Origin of the sequence: Burkholderia sola (assembly GCF_905400185.1) — a bacterium.
Classification (GTDB): Bacteria; Pseudomonadota; Gammaproteobacteria; order Burkholderiales; family Burkholderiaceae; genus Burkholderia; species Burkholderia sola.
Window position 1 is genome coordinate 360,248 of record NZ_FR989677.1, and the last position, 16,312, is coordinate 376,559.

16 protein-coding genes are annotated in these 16,312 nt (G+C 66.4%); 13 read left to right on the plus strand and 3 right to left on the minus strand.

Features of this window, described 5'->3' with window-relative positions:
* Positions 1–298 precede the first annotated feature (298 nt).
* From KR541_RS31715 to KR541_RS31725, 3 genes are all read left to right on the plus strand, one after another.
* Positions 299–4,525, plus strand: coding sequence for a YadA-like family protein (locus KR541_RS31715; protein ID WP_216090050.1), 4,227 nt, complete (start codon positions 299–301; stop codon positions 4,523–4,525).
* A gap of 131 nt (positions 4,526–4,656) precedes the next feature.
* Entirely contained in the window at positions 4,657–5,319 is a 663-nt protein-coding gene (locus KR541_RS31720; protein WP_050013647.1) for an OmpA family protein, read from the plus strand.
* A gap of 316 nt (positions 5,320–5,635) precedes the next feature.
* Complete coding sequence (locus tag KR541_RS31725; RefSeq protein WP_204384759.1) at positions 5,636–5,953, plus strand: hypothetical protein; 318 nt, start codon at positions 5,636–5,638, stop codon at positions 5,951–5,953.
* A 266-nt stretch (positions 5,954–6,219) separates the two neighbouring features.
* Here KR541_RS31725 and KR541_RS31730 read toward each other — a convergent pair whose 3' ends face one another.
* On the minus strand, positions 6,220–6,408 hold the full coding sequence (locus KR541_RS31730) for a hypothetical protein (RefSeq protein WP_050013539.1): 189 nt from the start codon (positions 6,406–6,408) through the stop codon (positions 6,220–6,222).
* A 311-nt stretch (positions 6,409–6,719) separates the two neighbouring features.
* On the opposite strand from KR541_RS31730, the gene KR541_RS31735 reads away from it, so the two are divergent.
* From KR541_RS31735 to KR541_RS31775, 9 genes are all read left to right on the plus strand, one after another.
* Entirely contained in the window at positions 6,720–6,935 is a 216-nt protein-coding gene (locus KR541_RS31735; protein ID WP_050013538.1) for a DUF3820 family protein, read from the plus strand.
* A 148-nt stretch (positions 6,936–7,083) separates the two neighbouring features.
* A complete protein-coding gene (locus tag KR541_RS31740; protein WP_050013537.1) occupies positions 7,084–7,593 on the plus strand; it encodes a hypothetical protein in 510 nt (169 codons plus the stop codon).
* Positions 7,594–7,807: 214 nt separating this feature from the next.
* Positions 7,808–8,323, plus strand: coding sequence for a hypothetical protein (locus tag KR541_RS31745; RefSeq protein WP_089490082.1), 516 nt, complete (start codon positions 7,808–7,810; stop codon positions 8,321–8,323).
* A 104-nt stretch (positions 8,324–8,427) separates the two neighbouring features.
* Positions 8,428–9,579 (plus strand): c-type cytochrome, encoded by a 1,152-nt coding sequence (locus KR541_RS31750; protein WP_050013535.1) that lies wholly within the window; start codon positions 8,428–8,430, stop codon positions 9,577–9,579.
* A gap of 13 nt (positions 9,580–9,592) precedes the next feature.
* The gene (gene ctaD, locus KR541_RS31755; RefSeq protein WP_216090051.1) at positions 9,593–11,347 is read left to right on the plus strand and encodes a cytochrome c oxidase subunit I; all 1,755 of its coding nucleotides are present in this window, start codon (positions 9,593–9,595) and stop codon (positions 11,345–11,347) included.
* Entirely contained in the window at positions 11,344–11,955 is a 612-nt protein-coding gene (locus KR541_RS31760; RefSeq protein WP_124637479.1) for a cytochrome c oxidase subunit 3, read from the plus strand. The genes ctaD and KR541_RS31760 overlap by 4 nt, the downstream gene beginning before the upstream one ends.
* Positions 11,952–12,671, plus strand: coding sequence for a heme-copper oxidase subunit III family protein (locus KR541_RS31765; RefSeq protein WP_050013532.1), 720 nt, complete (start codon positions 11,952–11,954; stop codon positions 12,669–12,671). The genes KR541_RS31760 and KR541_RS31765 overlap by 4 nt, the downstream gene beginning before the upstream one ends.
* Before the next feature lie 8 nt (positions 12,672–12,679).
* A complete protein-coding gene (locus tag KR541_RS31770; RefSeq protein WP_050013531.1) occupies positions 12,680–13,021 on the plus strand; it encodes a cytochrome C oxidase subunit IV family protein in 342 nt (113 codons plus the stop codon).
* 56 nt (positions 13,022–13,077) lie between these two features.
* Entirely contained in the window at positions 13,078–13,398 is a 321-nt protein-coding gene (locus KR541_RS31775) for a high-potential iron-sulfur protein (protein WP_050013646.1), read from the plus strand.
* 252 nt (positions 13,399–13,650) lie between these two features.
* On the opposite strand, the gene KR541_RS31780 is transcribed toward KR541_RS31775, so the two are convergent.
* A complete protein-coding gene (locus KR541_RS31780) occupies positions 13,651–14,121 on the minus strand; it encodes a MaoC family dehydratase (RefSeq protein ID WP_050013530.1) in 471 nt (156 codons plus the stop codon).
* Positions 14,122–14,179: 58 nt separating this feature from the next.
* A complete protein-coding gene (locus tag KR541_RS31785) occupies positions 14,180–15,271 on the minus strand; it encodes a carboxymuconolactone decarboxylase family protein (RefSeq protein ID WP_216090052.1) in 1,092 nt (363 codons plus the stop codon).
* Between the two features lie 253 nt (positions 15,272–15,524).
* On the opposite strand from KR541_RS31785, the gene KR541_RS31790 reads away from it, so the two are divergent.
* A complete protein-coding gene (locus tag KR541_RS31790) occupies positions 15,525–16,283 on the plus strand; it encodes an SDR family NAD(P)-dependent oxidoreductase (RefSeq protein ID WP_176015979.1) in 759 nt (252 codons plus the stop codon).
* Positions 16,284–16,312: the final 29 nt, after the last annotated feature.

A 16,312-nucleotide genomic window follows, 5' to 3' on the forward strand; every position in this document is an offset into this window, starting at 1 on the left:
GTGCGGATGCGCGCTGCGTCGTGCGTCATGTCGCCGTCGGGCCGGCGATGTCGATGTCCATCAATCGATAACTGACGATCGTGATCGCGCAGCGCGCCGAACGGGCATGCGCGGCGGTCGATCGTGCAATCGCGACGTGGGTCGCGCGTGTCGGGCACCGCCGTACGTTGTTTTGATTAGTCGTACAAAGTAAGTGGCGGGACGTCGCGATACAGGCGAAAGCGAAGCGGTCAGCACTTCGCCTGGCACCGCGCCCGCTGCTGCGTCATCCAGCACATGTGAACCGAGGGAAAACAAGATGAACAAGTCGTTCAAGTCGATCTGGAACGAAGCACTGGGCGCCTGGGTTGCGGCGTCGGAGCTCGATCGTGCGCGCGGAAAGCGGGTTGCGTCGTCGAGAAGAGCATCCGCGCATGCGGCAGACGCGGGCATCGGGACGAACCCGACGCTTTCGCCCAGACGGCTCGTCGTGATGATGGCGGCCGCGTATCTCGGGCTGTTCCAGGCCAGTGCGCATGCGCAATATTCGGCAGGTGGCGGCTCCGCGACCGGTGGCGCCAGTTCGACGGCGATCGGCAACGGTTCCGTAGCGTCGCAGGTGAATGCTACCTCTTACGGCAATCTGTCGACGGCGGCTGGTCAGTCGTCCACGGCGATCGGCCCGGGCGCGCATGCGATGGCCGACGGCGCGACGGCCATCGGCATCAATTCGCAGGCCACCGGCTTCAACGGTGTGGCGATGGGCGTGCAGTCGATTGGCAGCGGCGCCTTTTCGGTTGCCGTCGGCAACCTGTCGAGTGCGACGCAAAGCGGATCGGTGGCGATGGGTAGCGGTGCGGTCGCGACGGGTGTGTCGGCCATCGGCCTCGGCAACAATGCGCTGGCGTCCGGTCAGTATGCCGCGGCGCTCGGTCTCGGCGCGAGCGCGGTAGGCGCACAAAGCGTCTCGCTCGGCTATGCGTCGAATGCAATCAATACGGGCTCGGTTGCGCTCGGCAATCAGTCGACGAGTTCGGGAGCGGCCGGCGTCGCGGTGGGCAGCGGCTCGCTGGCTGCCGGAAATTCGGGTGTGGCGATGGGCGTCAACAGCGGCGCGAAGGGCACCGCGTCGATCGCGATCGGCTGGGGCGGCACGGCGGGCGTGCCCGGTTCGGGCACGCAGTCGCTCGGCACCAATTCGATCGCGATGGGCTCGAATACGACGGCCAGCGCCAACAACGCGCTTGCGTTCGGTGTGAACACTGTTGGATCGGGCGTCAGTTCGATCGCGATGGGCATTCAATCGAGCGCGACGCAGCAGTTCGGCCTGGCGTTGGGCAATCTCGCGCTCGCCACCGGCGTAGGGAGCACCGCCCTGGGCTCCAGCGCGACGGCATCGCAGACCAACGCGTTCGCGGCCGGCACCTCCAGCACGGCGACCGGCACCAATGCGATCGCCTTGGGCACGCAGGCCACGTCCGCCGCCACGAACACGGTCGCCTTGGGGGCTGCGTCTTCCGCGATCGACGACGGCAGTGTTGCCATCGGCGCTTCGTCGATCGCCGGCAACAACACCGGCACGCCAACCTATCGTGCTACGGCAGTCGGTACCGGCAGCCAGGCGACAGGTCAGTTCTCGTCCGCATTCGGCGCGACCGCGGTCGCGACAGGTACTGCCGCCGTGGCGATCGGCGATGCCGCCAGTGCGTCGGCCGCCAACGCGATTGCCATGGGAAGCAGCGCCACCGCTGATTCCGGCAACGCCGTCGCGATCGGCACAGGCGCCACCGCGACGGGCGGCACGGCGGTTTCCATCGGCGCGGGCAACACTGCCGTCGGCAACGGTGCGGTAGCGATCGGCGATCCGAGCTACGCCAGCGGCACCGGTGCTTTCACGGGTGGTGCGAACAACATTGCCAATAGCGACGGCACCGCATCTGCGACGGTCACCAATCAAGCCAATGGCGCGGTGGCGATCGGCAACAACAACAAGGCGATCGGTCAGGGCAGCGTCGCGTTGGGCAACGGTTCGACGGCGGGCGCGGCGGGGATGGCCGGCAATATCGCGTTGGGTGACGGCGCGACGGCGGCGACCCGTGCCGGCGACGTCGCGCTCGGCTCCGGGTCGGTGACGGCCGCGCCGAATCCGACTGCGACCGGAACGCTCGGCGGCGTCATCTACAACTACAAGGGCACGAATCCGACCAGCGTCGTCAGCGTCGGCGCGCCGAACGCCGAACGTCAGATCACCAACGTCGCGGCCGGGCGTGTCGATGCGTCGAGCACGGACGCGATCAACGGGTCGCAGCTCGCCGCGACGAACACGGCGCTCGATTCGCTGTCGACGTCGACTGCATCGAGCATCACGTCGCTGTCCACCGGCGTGTCGTCGTTGTCGACCGGCCTGAGCTCGACCAATAGCACGGTAACATCGCTGTCCACGTCGACGTCCACGGGCATCAGTTCGCTGTCCACCGGCCTGAGCTCGACCAACAGCAACCTGACGTCGTTGTCCACGTCGACGTCGACCGTCGTCGGCTCGCTGTCGACCGGCCTGAGTTCGACCAATAGCACGATCACGTCGCTGTCGACGTCGACGTCGACCGTCGTCGGCTCGCTGTCCACCGGCCTGAGCTCGACCAACAGCACGATCACGTCGTTGTCCACGTCGACGTCGACCGTCGTCGGCTCGCTGTCCACCGGCTTGAGTTCGACCAACAGCAACCTGACTTCGCTGTCCACCGCCACGTCGACCGGCATCGGTTCGCTGTCGACCAGCCTGAGCTCGATCACGAACAACAACACGAACCTCGGCAACAGCACGGCCGGCGCGATCGGCGGCGGCGCCACCTACGATCCGGCCACCGGCACCATCTCCGCGCCGTCGTACGTGACGTACAACAGCGACGGCTCCACCACGATCAACAACAACGTCGGCTCGGCGATCGACAACATCAACGCGAACGGCATCAAGTACTTCCACGCGAACTCCACCGCGCCGGACAGCCAGGCGCGCGGCCTGGACAGCGTCGCGATCGGCCCGAGCGCGATCTCGCGCGTGGACGGCAGCATCGCGCTCGGCTCAGGTTCGGTGGCCGACCGCGCGACGGCGCCCGCCTCCGGCATCATCCGCAACGGCAGTGCGTCGATCCCGTTCGACACGACCGACCAGACGCTGCTCGGCGCGGTATCGGTCGGCGATGCGACGAACCGGACGTACCGCCAGATCACCAACGTCGCCGACGGCACCGGCCAGCAGGATGCGGTGACGGTGCGCCAGCTGACCGGTGCGCTGCAGTCGTTCGCGGTCACGGGCCAGAAGTATTTCCACGCGAATTCGACGGCCGGCGATTCGCTCGCGGTCGGCGCGGAATCGGTCGCGGTCGGGCCGACGACGGTCGTCAACGGCGACAACGGCGTGGGCATCGGCAACGGCGCGATCGTCGACCAGACCGCGCCGGGCGGCATCGCGATCGGGCAGGCGGCGAGTGCCGCGCAGGCCGATGCGATCGCGCTGGGCAGCGGCGCGACGGCGACCGGCGCGCAGTCGGTCGCACAAGGCGCCAACGCGGTGGCGGTCAGCGTGGGCAGCGTCGCGCTCGGCTCGGGGGCGCGCGGCAGCGCGACCGATGCGCTTGCGCTCGGCGCAGGGGCCTCGGCGACGTTCGCGAACAGCGTCGCGCTCGGCGCCGGTTCGCTGACCACCGTCGGCGCGTTGACGAACTACGTCGCGTACGGGCTGAGCAGCCCGCAGTCGTCGGCCGGCGAAGTGAACGTCGGCAACCGGCAGATCACCGGGCTGGCCGCCGGCAAGAACGGCACGGACGCGGTGAACGTGTCGCAGCTCGATTCGGTCGCGAACCAGCTGACGACGTTGATCGACCAGCGCACGACCAACCTCGGCGGGCAGTACACGACGAACCCGCCCGGCGGCAACGTGCCGCCGGGGGCGAGCGGTTCGAATTCGTCGGCGGGCGGATCGGGGGCGGTCGCGTCGGGCTCGAACAGCACGGCGGTCGGCAACAGCTCGACGGCGTCCGGCAACGGCTCGACCGCGATCGGCGTGGGGTCGACCGCATCGGGCAACAACTCGACGGCGCTCGGCGCTGGCAGCAACGACGGCGGGCGCTCGAACGTGGTCGCGGTCGGCTCGGCGGATTCGGCGCGCCAAGTCGTGAACGTCGCGGCCGGTACGCAGGGCACCGACGCGGTGAACGTGAACCAGCTGAATGCGGTATCGAACCAGTTCACGCAGTCGCTGAACACGGTGAACAACCAGCTCACGCAGATGCAGCAGCAGATCCAGCAGACCGACTCGATGGCCCGCGAGGGGATTGCCGCGACCGCCGCGATGGCGTCGATCCCGCACATGGACCGCGATTCGAACTTCGCGATGGGGGTCGGCACGGCGACGTTCCAGGGCCAGAAGGCGATGGCGGTCGGCGTGCAGGCGCGCGTCACGGAGAACCTGAAGGCGACGCTGAACGGCGGTTTCGCCGGCAGCCAGCGCGTGGTCGGCGCGGGCGTGCTGTATCAGTGGAAGTGATCGCGCGCAGCGGTTCGTTCCGGCACGCGTTGCCGGATCGGGCCGCGCCGAACGCAAACGCAAATGCATGCGCGTGCGGTCGCGTCATCGCGCCGCGCACGCTGCGCCCATCGCATTCTCGGAGTAATCAAGTGAAAAACATCCATCTTGCCCTGCTGACGTCCGTCGTTGCCCTCGCGGGTTGTTCGAGTGCGTCGGGGCCGACGTACAACGCGTACGAACTGCAGTCGCGAAACGGCATCCGGACGTTCCAGGTCGACTGTCACGGCATCCTGTCGACCGCGAAGACCTGCATGAAGGTCGCGACGCGCATGTGCGGCAACGAGCCCGTGCGCCTGGTCGACACCACCACGCCGTACCGCGACGGCGCCGATCCGCATTCGATCGTGTTCCAGTGCGGTGCGGCGCTCGCGCCGGCCGCCGCGGTCGTTGCGCCGGCGCCCGTGTCGGCCGAGAAGGTGAGCCTGACCGGCGATGCGTATTTCGCGACCGACTCGGCCGTGCTGACGCCCGCGGCCACCGCCGCGCTCGACACGCTGCTGAACCGGCAGGGCGACCGGCATTTCTCGCGCGTGGAAGTGGACGGCTATACCGACGCGACCGGTTCGGATGCGCACAACCAGGCGCTGTCGAAGCGCCGGGCGGATGCGGTCGCGGGGTATCTGCGCGAGCACGGGCTGAAAGCGGATGCGTTCGCCGCAACCGGTCACGGCGAAGCCAATCCGGCGGCGTCGAACGATACCGCGGAGGGGCGCGCGCGCAATCGTCGCGTGGAAATTTCGCTGCGGAAGTGAGAGGTCGTCAGCGAATGGCTGCGGGCGTGGCCGTCGAAACCGGACGGCTCGCTTGCGGCAGGCGCCGTCCGGAGACGCAGGCGGGTGAGTCCCGACGCTCTCCAGTTCAGCGACACGTGTTTTCCCCAAGGGAAATGAGTGGTATGAACAGCTCGCGGCTCCCCGACAAACTGGCCGAGCCGCTGAATGACCGGCCCAGGCCGCTGTTCGCCTGTCGAGCCCATACGTTTGATCCGCCGCAAGCGCGCACCCATCGCGGCTCGCATGTTCGCAATGGACGAGTAAACTGAGGATGCCGTAGAAACAGGAGAATGCGATGATCGACGCTGGCCCCCAAAGCACCTTCCGAGGGCTGCCGCTGACCGTGGAGCAAGACGCGGAAGTGAGGCACTACATCAAGGATCGGACCCGGCGTGGGCTGCCATGGGACACGTCGGAGTTGAGCGCGATGCTCGAGGACATGCTGCATCCCCCAGGCGACGGCGACAGCGATGTCGCCTCCGACGCAGGCGAAACCATCGCGGCGGCCGAGCGCGCAACGGCGTCGGTTGACGAAGCGATGGACCCGATCGAGGCGAATGAGGAGTGGAATGCGGCCATGGAGTCGGAGGGCATGAAAGGCCCCAGACGATAGATAAATCGGAGCAACGACGCTCCGGTTCCCGGCAGCGCCGCATACGAGGCGTGCGCGCCGGATGCCGGGCGTTTCAGGAAAGGCGCGTGCGCCGTACACGGTGGGACTGTTGATGCGCAGGGCGACCCCATCGCGAGAATCACGACACGCAATTCGTCCGTTCGCAGGGAATTTCGTACGCAGCCGATCGCGCCACCGATGTCACATGGCGCCAGCGGAGCCGCCAGCCGCATCACGTCGCCGAGCGCCCGGAAGCGGGCGCCATGTCAGTGCCTGAGCACGCAGACGGCGACGATTTCGTATCCGGGATCGGCATGCGCGTGCGCTGCCTTTTCCGCTTCTTCGTACGAAAGAAACGACGTGGCATCTTCAACCGCCGGTGCCATGCCGATATCGCCATCCTCGGCGGTACACAGGAATTGCTCGCCAGTCTTCACGACGTAGACGGACAACATGATTCCCTCCATCGTTTGCAGGGGGAAATTCCAGTCTAGCAGGCCGGAAACGGGGCGCGGGCGGTTTGGAGCGGCCTTTCCGTGAGGTCGTTGCCGAAAGGGCGGCCGCGTCGAATGTCCGTGCGTCAATCCGGCCGGCGCATCCGGATTCACCGAGGCTTGATCCGACGGGCAACCGGCGCCGCCGGCCGGAGGTGATCGATGGCCGTCACGCTGGAACTGCGTCACGATTCGGCCTCCCGTGAAGGGTCGAATCAGGCCTTCGATCGCTCGGCCCCCGACGCGAGCGGAAAGCCGTGCACAATACCCGCATGCAAACCCCAGACCTTGAACAACTCGTCACCGTCACCATGCCCTTTGGAAAATACAAGGGACGGCCGATTGCCGACCTGCCCGGGCCTTACCTGAATTGGCTGGCCCGCGAAGGGTTCCCGCACGGCGAAATCGGCCGGCAGCTTGCGTTGATGCACGAAATCGATCACAACGGCCTGCGGCACCTGTTGGAGCCGTTGCGCAAACGCGGATAGCACCCCTCTCAATCAGCGGCGCATGCCCTGGCATGTCACGCGGGCGCATCGCGCATGCATCGCCGCCGTATGGCCCGCGCGCACCTGGCGCGCCGCCGATGCTGACATAGAATGGAAAGTGCGATTGATTGCAAAAAGGGGTGTCAACATGAGACGCCTTTATTTCCTCGTACCCGATACGCTGACGGCGAAGGCGATCGTCGATGACTTGCTGCGCGCGCGCATCATCTGGCGCCACATCCACGTCCTCGCGAATCACAGCGTCACACTCGATCAGTTGCCCGAAGCATCGTTGCTGCAAAGCAGCGATGTCGTGCATGCGCTCGAGCGCGGCGTCGCGCTCGGCGGTGCGGCCGGTGCGCTGATCGGCCTCGTCGCGCTGGTATTTCCCCCGGCGGAGCTCGTGATCGCGGGCGGCGCAGTCGTCGGGTTGACGTTGGCAGGAGCGGGTTTCGGGGCGTGGACCGCCGCGATGATCGGCATCTCCGAGCCGAATGCGCGACTCCAGCGATTTCGCGACGCCATTCAGGAAGGCCAGATCCTGATCATGGCCGACGTGCCGGCATCGCGAGAGCAGGAAATCGAAGAGATGGTCGCGCGGCATTTTCCGAACGCGGACCTGGAAGGCGCCGAGCCGACGACACCGATCTTTCCCTGACGCGCGACAGCAAGCCGGCCTGCCCGATACGCGGGTGCATCGACGCGTCGCGTCGAACGCACGGCCGCCACCGCGGGCCGCGCGCGGAGCGGGCCGTTCGCACGTTGCGCCGGCAACGCTGCCCGCCATGCCGAATCGCGCAGGGCGCCGGCCCGATGCGCGTGACGCCGTCGGAACCGAAGCGTCGACGTCGAATCGTCGACAAGGAGGTCGTATGGAACTGCACATTCGATCGCACCATTGGGCGCGTCGTACGCCCGACTGGGTCGCCGCTGCCGTGGCGGGTCTCGCGGGCGGTGCGCTGGTGATCGCGCTGGAATTCGTCTGGTCGACGCTCGTGCTCGGCGCAAGCCCCTGGCAACCGACACACAAGATCGCGGCGATGGTGATGGGCCGCAGCGCGCTCAGCCAGATGACGCAATTCAACCTTGAAATCGTGGCGATGGCGCTGCTGCTGCACTACGTGCTCGGCGCGATCATGGGGATGATGCTCGCCGCGGTCATGGCGCCGTTCCGCCTCGATTCGAGCGTGGGCATGGAAGCCGCCATCGGGCTGGCGTTCGGGATCGTCGCGTATGGGTGGAACTTCTACGTCATGACGGCCGTGTTCCCGTGGTTCGTCTCCGAGCGGGGGGCCGGGCCGTTGCTGGCCAACCTGTTGTTCGGCGTGGTTGCGGCCATCACCTACGGCAGGCTGGAACGATTGCGCAAGCGGAACGTGGACGACTGACGCATCGCGTTTCCCGCCGCGCCGACCTTGAACACGCGGCGCCCGCGGGAGACGCGGAACCCGGTGTCGGCGGCTCCGGAGAGCGACACGCAGCGAGGTGGCCCATGACCCTTGCGATTGCCCTGGTCCTGATCGTCATCCTGGCGGTGGGGTTTCACTTTGCCAGTCCGTGGTGGATCACGCCCATCGCGTCGAACTGGGTGCGCATGGACGACATGCTGACGATCACGCTCGTCATCACCGGCGCATTCTTCGTCGCAATCAACCTGTTCATCGTGGTCGCGCTCGTGCGCTATCGCCACCGCAGCGGGCATCGCGCGACCTACGAGCCGCACAACCGGCCACTGGAATGGTGGCTGATCGGCCTGACCGCCGTCGGCGTGGCGGCGTTGCTGGCGCCGGGCCTGTTCGTCTACGCCGACTACATCCGGCCGCCGCGCAACGTGCTGCAGATGGAAGTGCTCGGCCAGCAATGGCAATGGCGCTTCCGCTTCGCCGGCCCCGGCGGCAAGCTGGGCACGACGGACGTGCGCTACATCAGCAACGACAACCCGTTCGGCATGAACCCCGCCGACCCCAACGGCCGCGACAACTACCTGATCGAGACACCCGAGGTGCACCTGCCGCTCAACCGGCCGGTGCAGGTCCTGACACGGTCGCGCGACGTGCTGCACGACTTCTACGTCCCGCCGTTCCGGGCGCGCATGAACATGGTGCCGGGCATGGTGACGACCTTCTGGTTCACGCCGACCAAGGCCGGGCGTTACGACATCCTGTGCGCGCAGCTCTGCGGGATCGGGCATTCGACCATGCGCGGCGTGGTGGTGGTGGAAGACGAAGCCGCGTTCTCGCGCTGGCTGGCGCAGCAGACCACGTTCGCGCAACAGCAGCAGGCCCGCGTGCAGGCCGCCCCCGCCGCGGCCGGCGGCAGCGCGCAGGCGCTTGCCGACCTGGGCAAGACGCTCGCGGCCGCCAAGGGCTGCGTCGCCTGTCACACCGTGGACGGCACGCCGCGCGTCGGCCCGACGTGGAAGGGCCTGTACGGCAAGACCGAAACGATGGCCGACGGCAGCACCGCGAAGGTGGACGAAGCCTACCTGCGCGCGTTTATCCGCGATCCGACGGCCCGGGTCGTGAAGGGCTTCTCGCCGATCATGCCGCGCTTCGACCTGAGCGAGCAGGAACTGACCGCGCTGGTGGCCTATATCAAGGCGCAAGGCGGGCCGGCCCCCGCAAGCAGCGCAGCCCAACCCTGACGGAGCGGATGCCATGCCCCACGCGCACCTCGACCATGTCCCGCACAGCTTCTGGACCCGCTATGTGTGGAGCCAGGACCACAAGGTCATCGCCGTGCAGTACGCGCTGACGGCCATCGCCATCGGCCTGGTGGGCCTCGTGCTGTCGGACCTGATGCGGCTGCAGCTCGGCTTTCCGGGCAAGTTCGCTTTCATCGACGCGAACCACTACTACCAGTTCGTCACCATGCACGGGATGATCATGGTGATCTACCTGCTGACGGCATTGTTTCTCGGCGGCTTCGGCAACTATCTGATCCCGCTGATGCTGGGCGCGCGCGACATGGTGTTCCCGTTTCTCAACATGCTGAGCTACTGGGTTTACCTGCTGGCCGTGCTGGTGCTGGCGGCGAGCTTCTTCGTGCCGGGCGGGCCGACCGGCGCGGGCTGGACGCTGTATCCGCCGCAGGCCATCCTGCCGGGCACGCCGGGCGTCGAATGGGGCATCGTGCTGATGCTCGTGTCGCTGGCGATCTTCATCGTCGCGGCCACGATGGGCGGCCTGAACTACGTGACCACCACGCTGCAGGCGCGCACGCGCGGCATGACGCTGATGCGCATGCCGCTCACGGTGTGGGGCATCTTCATCGCGACCGTCATGGCGCTGCTGGCGTTTCCGGCGCTGTTCGTGTCGGCGGTCATGATGCTGCTCGACAGGACGCTCGGCACCAGTTTCTTCATCCCGGCCGTGGTGTCGATGGGGCAGACGCTCAAGCATGCCGGCGGCAGCCCGCTGCTGTTCCAGCACCTGTTCTGGTTCTTCGGGCATCCGGAGGTCTACATCGTCGCGCTGCCGGCCTTCGGCATCGCGTCGGACCTGATCAGCACGCACGCGCGCAAGAGCATCTTCGGCTACCGGATGATGGTGTGGGCGATCGTCGTCATCGGCGCGCTGAGCTTCGTGGTCTGGGCGCACCACATGTTCGTCGCCGGCATGAATCCGTACTTCGGCTTCTTTTTCGCGACGACCACGCTCGTCATCGCCGTCCCGACCGCCCTCAAGGTCTACAACTGGGTGCTGACGCTGTGGCGCGGCGATATCCACCTGACCGTGCCGATGCTGTTCGCCATCGGCTTCGTCAGCACCTTCGTGCTGGGCGGGCTGACCGGGCTCTACCTCGGCAACGTGAGCGTCGACATCCCGCTGTCGAACACGTACTTCGTGGTCGCGCATTTCCACATGGTGATGGCCGTGTCGCCGATCCTGGTGGTGTTCGGCGGCATTTACCACTGGTACCCGAAGGTGACGGGCCGCATGCTCGACGACAGGCTCGGGCGCGCGCATTTCTGGATCACCTTCGTCGGCACCTATGCGATCTACTTCCCGATGCACTATCTCGGCATCCTTGGCATGCCGCGGCGGTATTACGCCTATCAGGGCTACAGCTTCATTCCGCATTCGGCACAGACGCTCAACACGTTCATCACCGTCGTCGCGCTGATCGTCGCGGCGGCGCAGTTGCTGTTCCTGTTCAATCTCGCGTGGAGCCTCGCGCACGGCCGGCGTGCCGACGGCAATCCGTGGCGCGCCACCACGCTGGAGTGGCAGACGCCGCAGACGCCGCCCGTGCACGGCAACTGGGGCGCTGCGCTGCCGGTCGTCTATCGCTGGGCATACGAATACAGTCCGCCGGGACAAGGGGAAGACTTCGTGCCGCAAAACCAGCCGCCTGCGGAGGTGCCTGAACCGGTCCATCCGACGCTTCACCCCGGCGAGGCACGCGAATGACCACGCTGCCGCGCCCCTTCGTTCCCGACGCGCCGCCCGGCTTGCCGAATGCGGGCCGCACCGGCCTGATCGTCTTCATGGCGGTCGCCACGACGTTGTTTTCGCTGCTGCTGCTCGCCTATGCGATGCGCATGCGCGAACCCGACTGGCAGCCGATCCCGCATCCGGCGCTGCTGTGGTGGAACACCGGTGCGTTGGTGCTCGCAAGCGTCGCGATGCAGCGTGCCCGGCAAACGGCCGTGCACCGCATGGCGTGGCTGGTGGGCGGCGGCGTGCTGGCGGCCGTGTTCGTGATCGGGCAACTGACCGCCTGGCACATGCTGGCGGCGGCCGGGCAGACCGTCACCGTCAATCCGTCCAACAGCTTCCTTTACCTGCTCACGGGCCTGCACGGGTTGCATGTGCTGGGCGGGCTCGTGGCGTGGGCCGTGACGATCGCGCAGCTCCGGCGCGCGGATCCATTCCGGGCCCGGCGCGCCATCGCGCTGTGCGCGCTTTACTGGCATTTCCTGCTTGCGGTCTGGCTCGTGCTGCTGGCGGCGATGTGGTGGCTTACACCCGGGATCGTCGCCGCGATCTGCGGGCCGCTGTATGGAGCCGCGCCATGACCTCGCCCACGGTGCACACCGAATCCGCTGCCGAATCGCCGGCGGCCCGGCCCGCCGACGCCCGGCCCGACGGCTGGCGTGGCATCGTCACCGACTGGTCGGCCGACCGCGAAGCCTTCAAGGTGCCGTGGGGCAAGGCGATGATGTGGATCTTCCTGCTGTCGGACACGTTCGTCTTCAGCAGCTTCCTGATCGGCTACATGTCGGTGCGCATGTCGACCACGGCGCCGTGGCCCGACACGTCCAAGGTGTTCGGGCTCACGGTGGGCGGCCTGGATGTGCCGTTGCTGCTGATTGCCATCATGACGTTCATCCTGATCACCAGCAGCGGCACCATGGCGATGGCGGTCAACTTCGGCTACCGGCGCAACGCCAGGCGCGCCGGCGCGCTGCTGCTCGCGACCGCGCTGCTGGGCGCGAGCTTCGTGTCGATGCAGGCCCTCGAATGGACCAAGCTGATCGTCCACGAAGGTATCCGGCCCTGGGGCAACCCGCTGGGCGCGGCGCAGTTTGGCGCGTGCTTCTTCACGATCACCGGGTTCCACGGCTTTCACGTGACCTGCGGCGTGATCTACCTGCTGCTGATCGCACGCAAGATCCGGCAGCCGGGTTTCGCCGAACACGGCAACTTCCAGATCGTCGAAATCGCCGGCCTGTACTGGCACTTCGTCGACCTGGTGTGGGTGTTCATCTTCGCGCTGTTCTATTTGTGGTGAGGCAGGCCATGGAGCACACCGATCCCGCCGATCGACCCGACGCCGCACACGGCCAGCAGCATCCGATCGGCCTCTACCTGAAGATCTGGGGCCTGCTGTTCGTGCTGAGCACGTTGTCGTACCTGGTCGACTACTTCAACGTGCAGGGCTTGCCGCGCTGGGTGCTGATCGTCGTGCTGATGATCGCGAAGGCCGGGCTGATCGTGTCGATCTTCATGCACATGATGTGGGAGCGGCTGGCACTCGTGTATGCGATCCTGATACCGCCGTTGTGCCTGCTGGTGCTCATGGTGCTGATGGCGGCGGAAGCGCATCACACGTTCGGGATGCGGGCGCTGTTCTTCCACTGATTCATTCGACGGCCGATTCGCGGACATCCGTTCACGCAAACATGGAGGAGGACGCCATGAAGTTTTCACGCCGACGTTTTATCGCAACCACCACCGTTCTGGCATCCGCACTGGCCTTGGGACGCCGCGCGGCGGCGGCGGATGCCGGTGCCGGTGCCGTGAAGGAGTCCGATGCAAATGCCCAGACGCTCGGCTACAAGACGGATGCCAGCCGGGTCGACCATGCGAAGTTCCCGAAACTCCAGGCGGGCGAGACCTGCTCGAACTGCCAGTTCTTCCAGGGCAAGGCCGGCGCCGGGATGGGGCCGTGCGCCATTTTCGGCGGCAAGCAGGTCAATGCTAAAGGCTGGTGCAGCGCCTATTCGAAAAAGGCGTAGCACGGCAGGGACGGCGTGGCGGCCGTGCGGCTGAATCGTCGTGGTCGACGGGGGCGCCGGCGAACATCGTCCCGTCGACGACGATGCCGAGCGACGTGCTGGCCCGGCCGGTGCGTCGCCCATGCGATCGCTGCGGCCTGCCGAGCCCGTACCCATGTCGCACGTCAGGCGTCGATCATCGGCGACGAAGCGGGCTCGCGTGATCGCGGGTCGCGCGCGCGACGACGCCGGCAGTCCCGCTTCGATCGGACGTCAAACCGCCTGATCCTGCACGCTCGCCGCGTCCTTCCTGCGCGCCGCCGCATTCGTGGGCATTACCACCGCCGTGCCTTCCACGACGACGAGGCCGTCGACTTCGCAACGGGTTTCCAGCACGACCCGACGCCGGCTCGCGAGAATCTCCTTGACCGTCACCGTCGCGAGAACCGTTTCGCCCAGCTTGACCGGGCGGCGGAATCGCAGATCCTGCGACAGGTAGATCGAGCCGGGCCCCGGCAGATGCGTCGCGATCGCCGCCGATATCACGGAGGCGGACAACATGCCGTGCGCGATGCGGCCGCCGAAAAACGTTCGCTGCGCATAGGCCTCGTCGAGATGCACGGGGTTCCGGTCGCCAGTCGCGTTCGCGAACAGCTGCACGTCGTGCTCGGAAAGGGTCTTCGAAAAGCACGCGTTCATGCCGGGCATGAGATCCTCGAGATCGTATCCGCCTTCATCGTTCATCGTCGTTTCCTGTGTCGTTCGTGCCGAATGGTATGGGGGAGGCGGAGCGCCTTCGTCTTCAGGCCAGCACGTTGCCGTGCTCGCGCGCCGCGTGCCGATCCGCCGAGGCGAACGACTGGTGCGCCACGGCGAGCGCCCATTGCACGGCCAGCACGCCGGCATGCGGCAGTGCGCCGACGATGGTCTCGACGATCTCGTGCCGCGATGCGCCCGACCGGCGTGCGTCGCCGATGTGCGTGGTAAGCGAGTGGGCATCGGCATTGCGCGCGAGGCAGGTCAGGCACGCGATTGACGTGAGGTGGCGCGCTTTCGCATGCTCGACCGGCTCGTCGCCCGATGCCGCACTGGCCAGCCGGTCGACGCCACGCGCGATGGCGGACGACATGTCCGCGAAGCCGCCTACCGCTGGCGGCGGACACAGGTCGCGTTGCAGCGCATGCTGCTCGGTCGGCGCGTTCGCCTGGATCTCCGCCGAGCCGTCCTGCGCGCCGTTGAGCGCACCGAACGCATCGAACACGTCGAGCACGATGCGGGACACGGGCAGGATGAGCGGCCAGCCGATATAGCCGGTCAGTTGAATCAATACCTCCGTCAGCTCGCTGCGCGTCCAGCCAGCCTGCAAACAGGCGTTCACATGTGCACGAACCGCGTCGTGCCGGTTTTCGCACGCGATGACGATCGCGAGCGCGGTGAGGCGGCGCTCCTTCGGCGTCAGCGCATTGAATGGCCGTGGCCGGCGTTGCAACAGCGTGGCGATCGCCGCTTCGGAATCCTTGAAAAGATCGACATCGAGGCCGATATCGATGTCACGCTCGCGCAACAACGCTACGATGTGGCGCATCGCGGCCATGGCCACCGGCACGCCTGCGTAATGGAGCGTCTCGAACGCCGCGTCGAGCACCGCATGCGGCGCCCAGCCGGTATTCAGCATGCCGCCCGCGTGGTATTTCAGAGCACCATCCGTATTGCCCATCGTCGCGAGCACCGCGACCGTGACGAGTTCCCGGTGCTTCAGCGAGAGGTCGGGGCGCGCGATGATGTCGGCATAAGCGCCCTCGATGAGCAATCGCTTGAAATCGGGGTCGAGACGCTCGAGCGCCGCGCTCAGGTCGACGAAGCCTTCGTCGCCGATCGCGTGAATGACGGACATGCCGAGTTCATGCCGGGTGATCGTATTCGCGCGCATAGGAGGCCGATGAGTTGAACGTGAAGTGTCGTGACGTCAGCGATGATATTCGTCCGTCCGACAATCAAATTTGAACTTTTTTCACTTTTCATCGGCGCAGGGTTTTCGCCGTCTAGAATCCATCCCGTCAAGAACCGACGATTCATTTGCGATTCGATCTGAAAAAGATTGGGGTGGTGATGACGGGGCCTGCATATCAACGCGACTGGAGAATACGATGCTGAAGCTTCATCAAAAGGTTGCCCTCGTGACCGGGGGAAGTTCGGGTATCGGCCGGACCACGGCATTGCTGTTCGCCGGCGAAGGCGCGCGGGTCGCGATCGCGTCGCGCCGCATCGACGAAGGTCTGGCCGTTGTCGAAGAGATCCGCCGCGCGGGCGGCGAGGCGCTGTTCGTGAAGACCGACGTGTCCAGCGCGGAGGATTGCGCGCACATGGTCGCGCAGACCGTACGTGAATTCGGCCGGCTCGATATCGCGTTCAATAGCGCTGGCGTGGAGGCATTCGGCAAAGCCGTGGCCGATACCGACGAGGCGAGCTGGGATTACGTGATGGATATCAATCTGAAAGGGATGTTCCTTTCGATGAAATACGAAATTCCGGAAATGCTGAAAGCGGGCGGCGGCGCGATCGTCAATATGTCGTCCACGTATGGCCTCGTGGCATCGGCATTCGGTGGTTGCAGTTATCACGCGTCGAAGGCCGGCATCCTCGGGCTGACGAAAGCGGCCGCGCTCGAATATGCGAAGCAGAATATCCGTGTCAACGCGATCTGCCCGGCGTTCGTGGCGACGGCGATGGTGGAGAAGTTTCTCGATGAAACCGGCATGACCGACCAGATCAAGGCGTTTCATCCGGTCGGCCGGCTGGGGACCGAGCAGGAAATCGCGGAGGCGGTCGCGTTCCTCGCGAGCGACGCGTCCTCGTTCATGACCGGCACCGCGCTGTCGGTGGACGGCGGGATGGCCGCGACGTGATGCGCACGACCGCGTCACGGGCGGCCTAG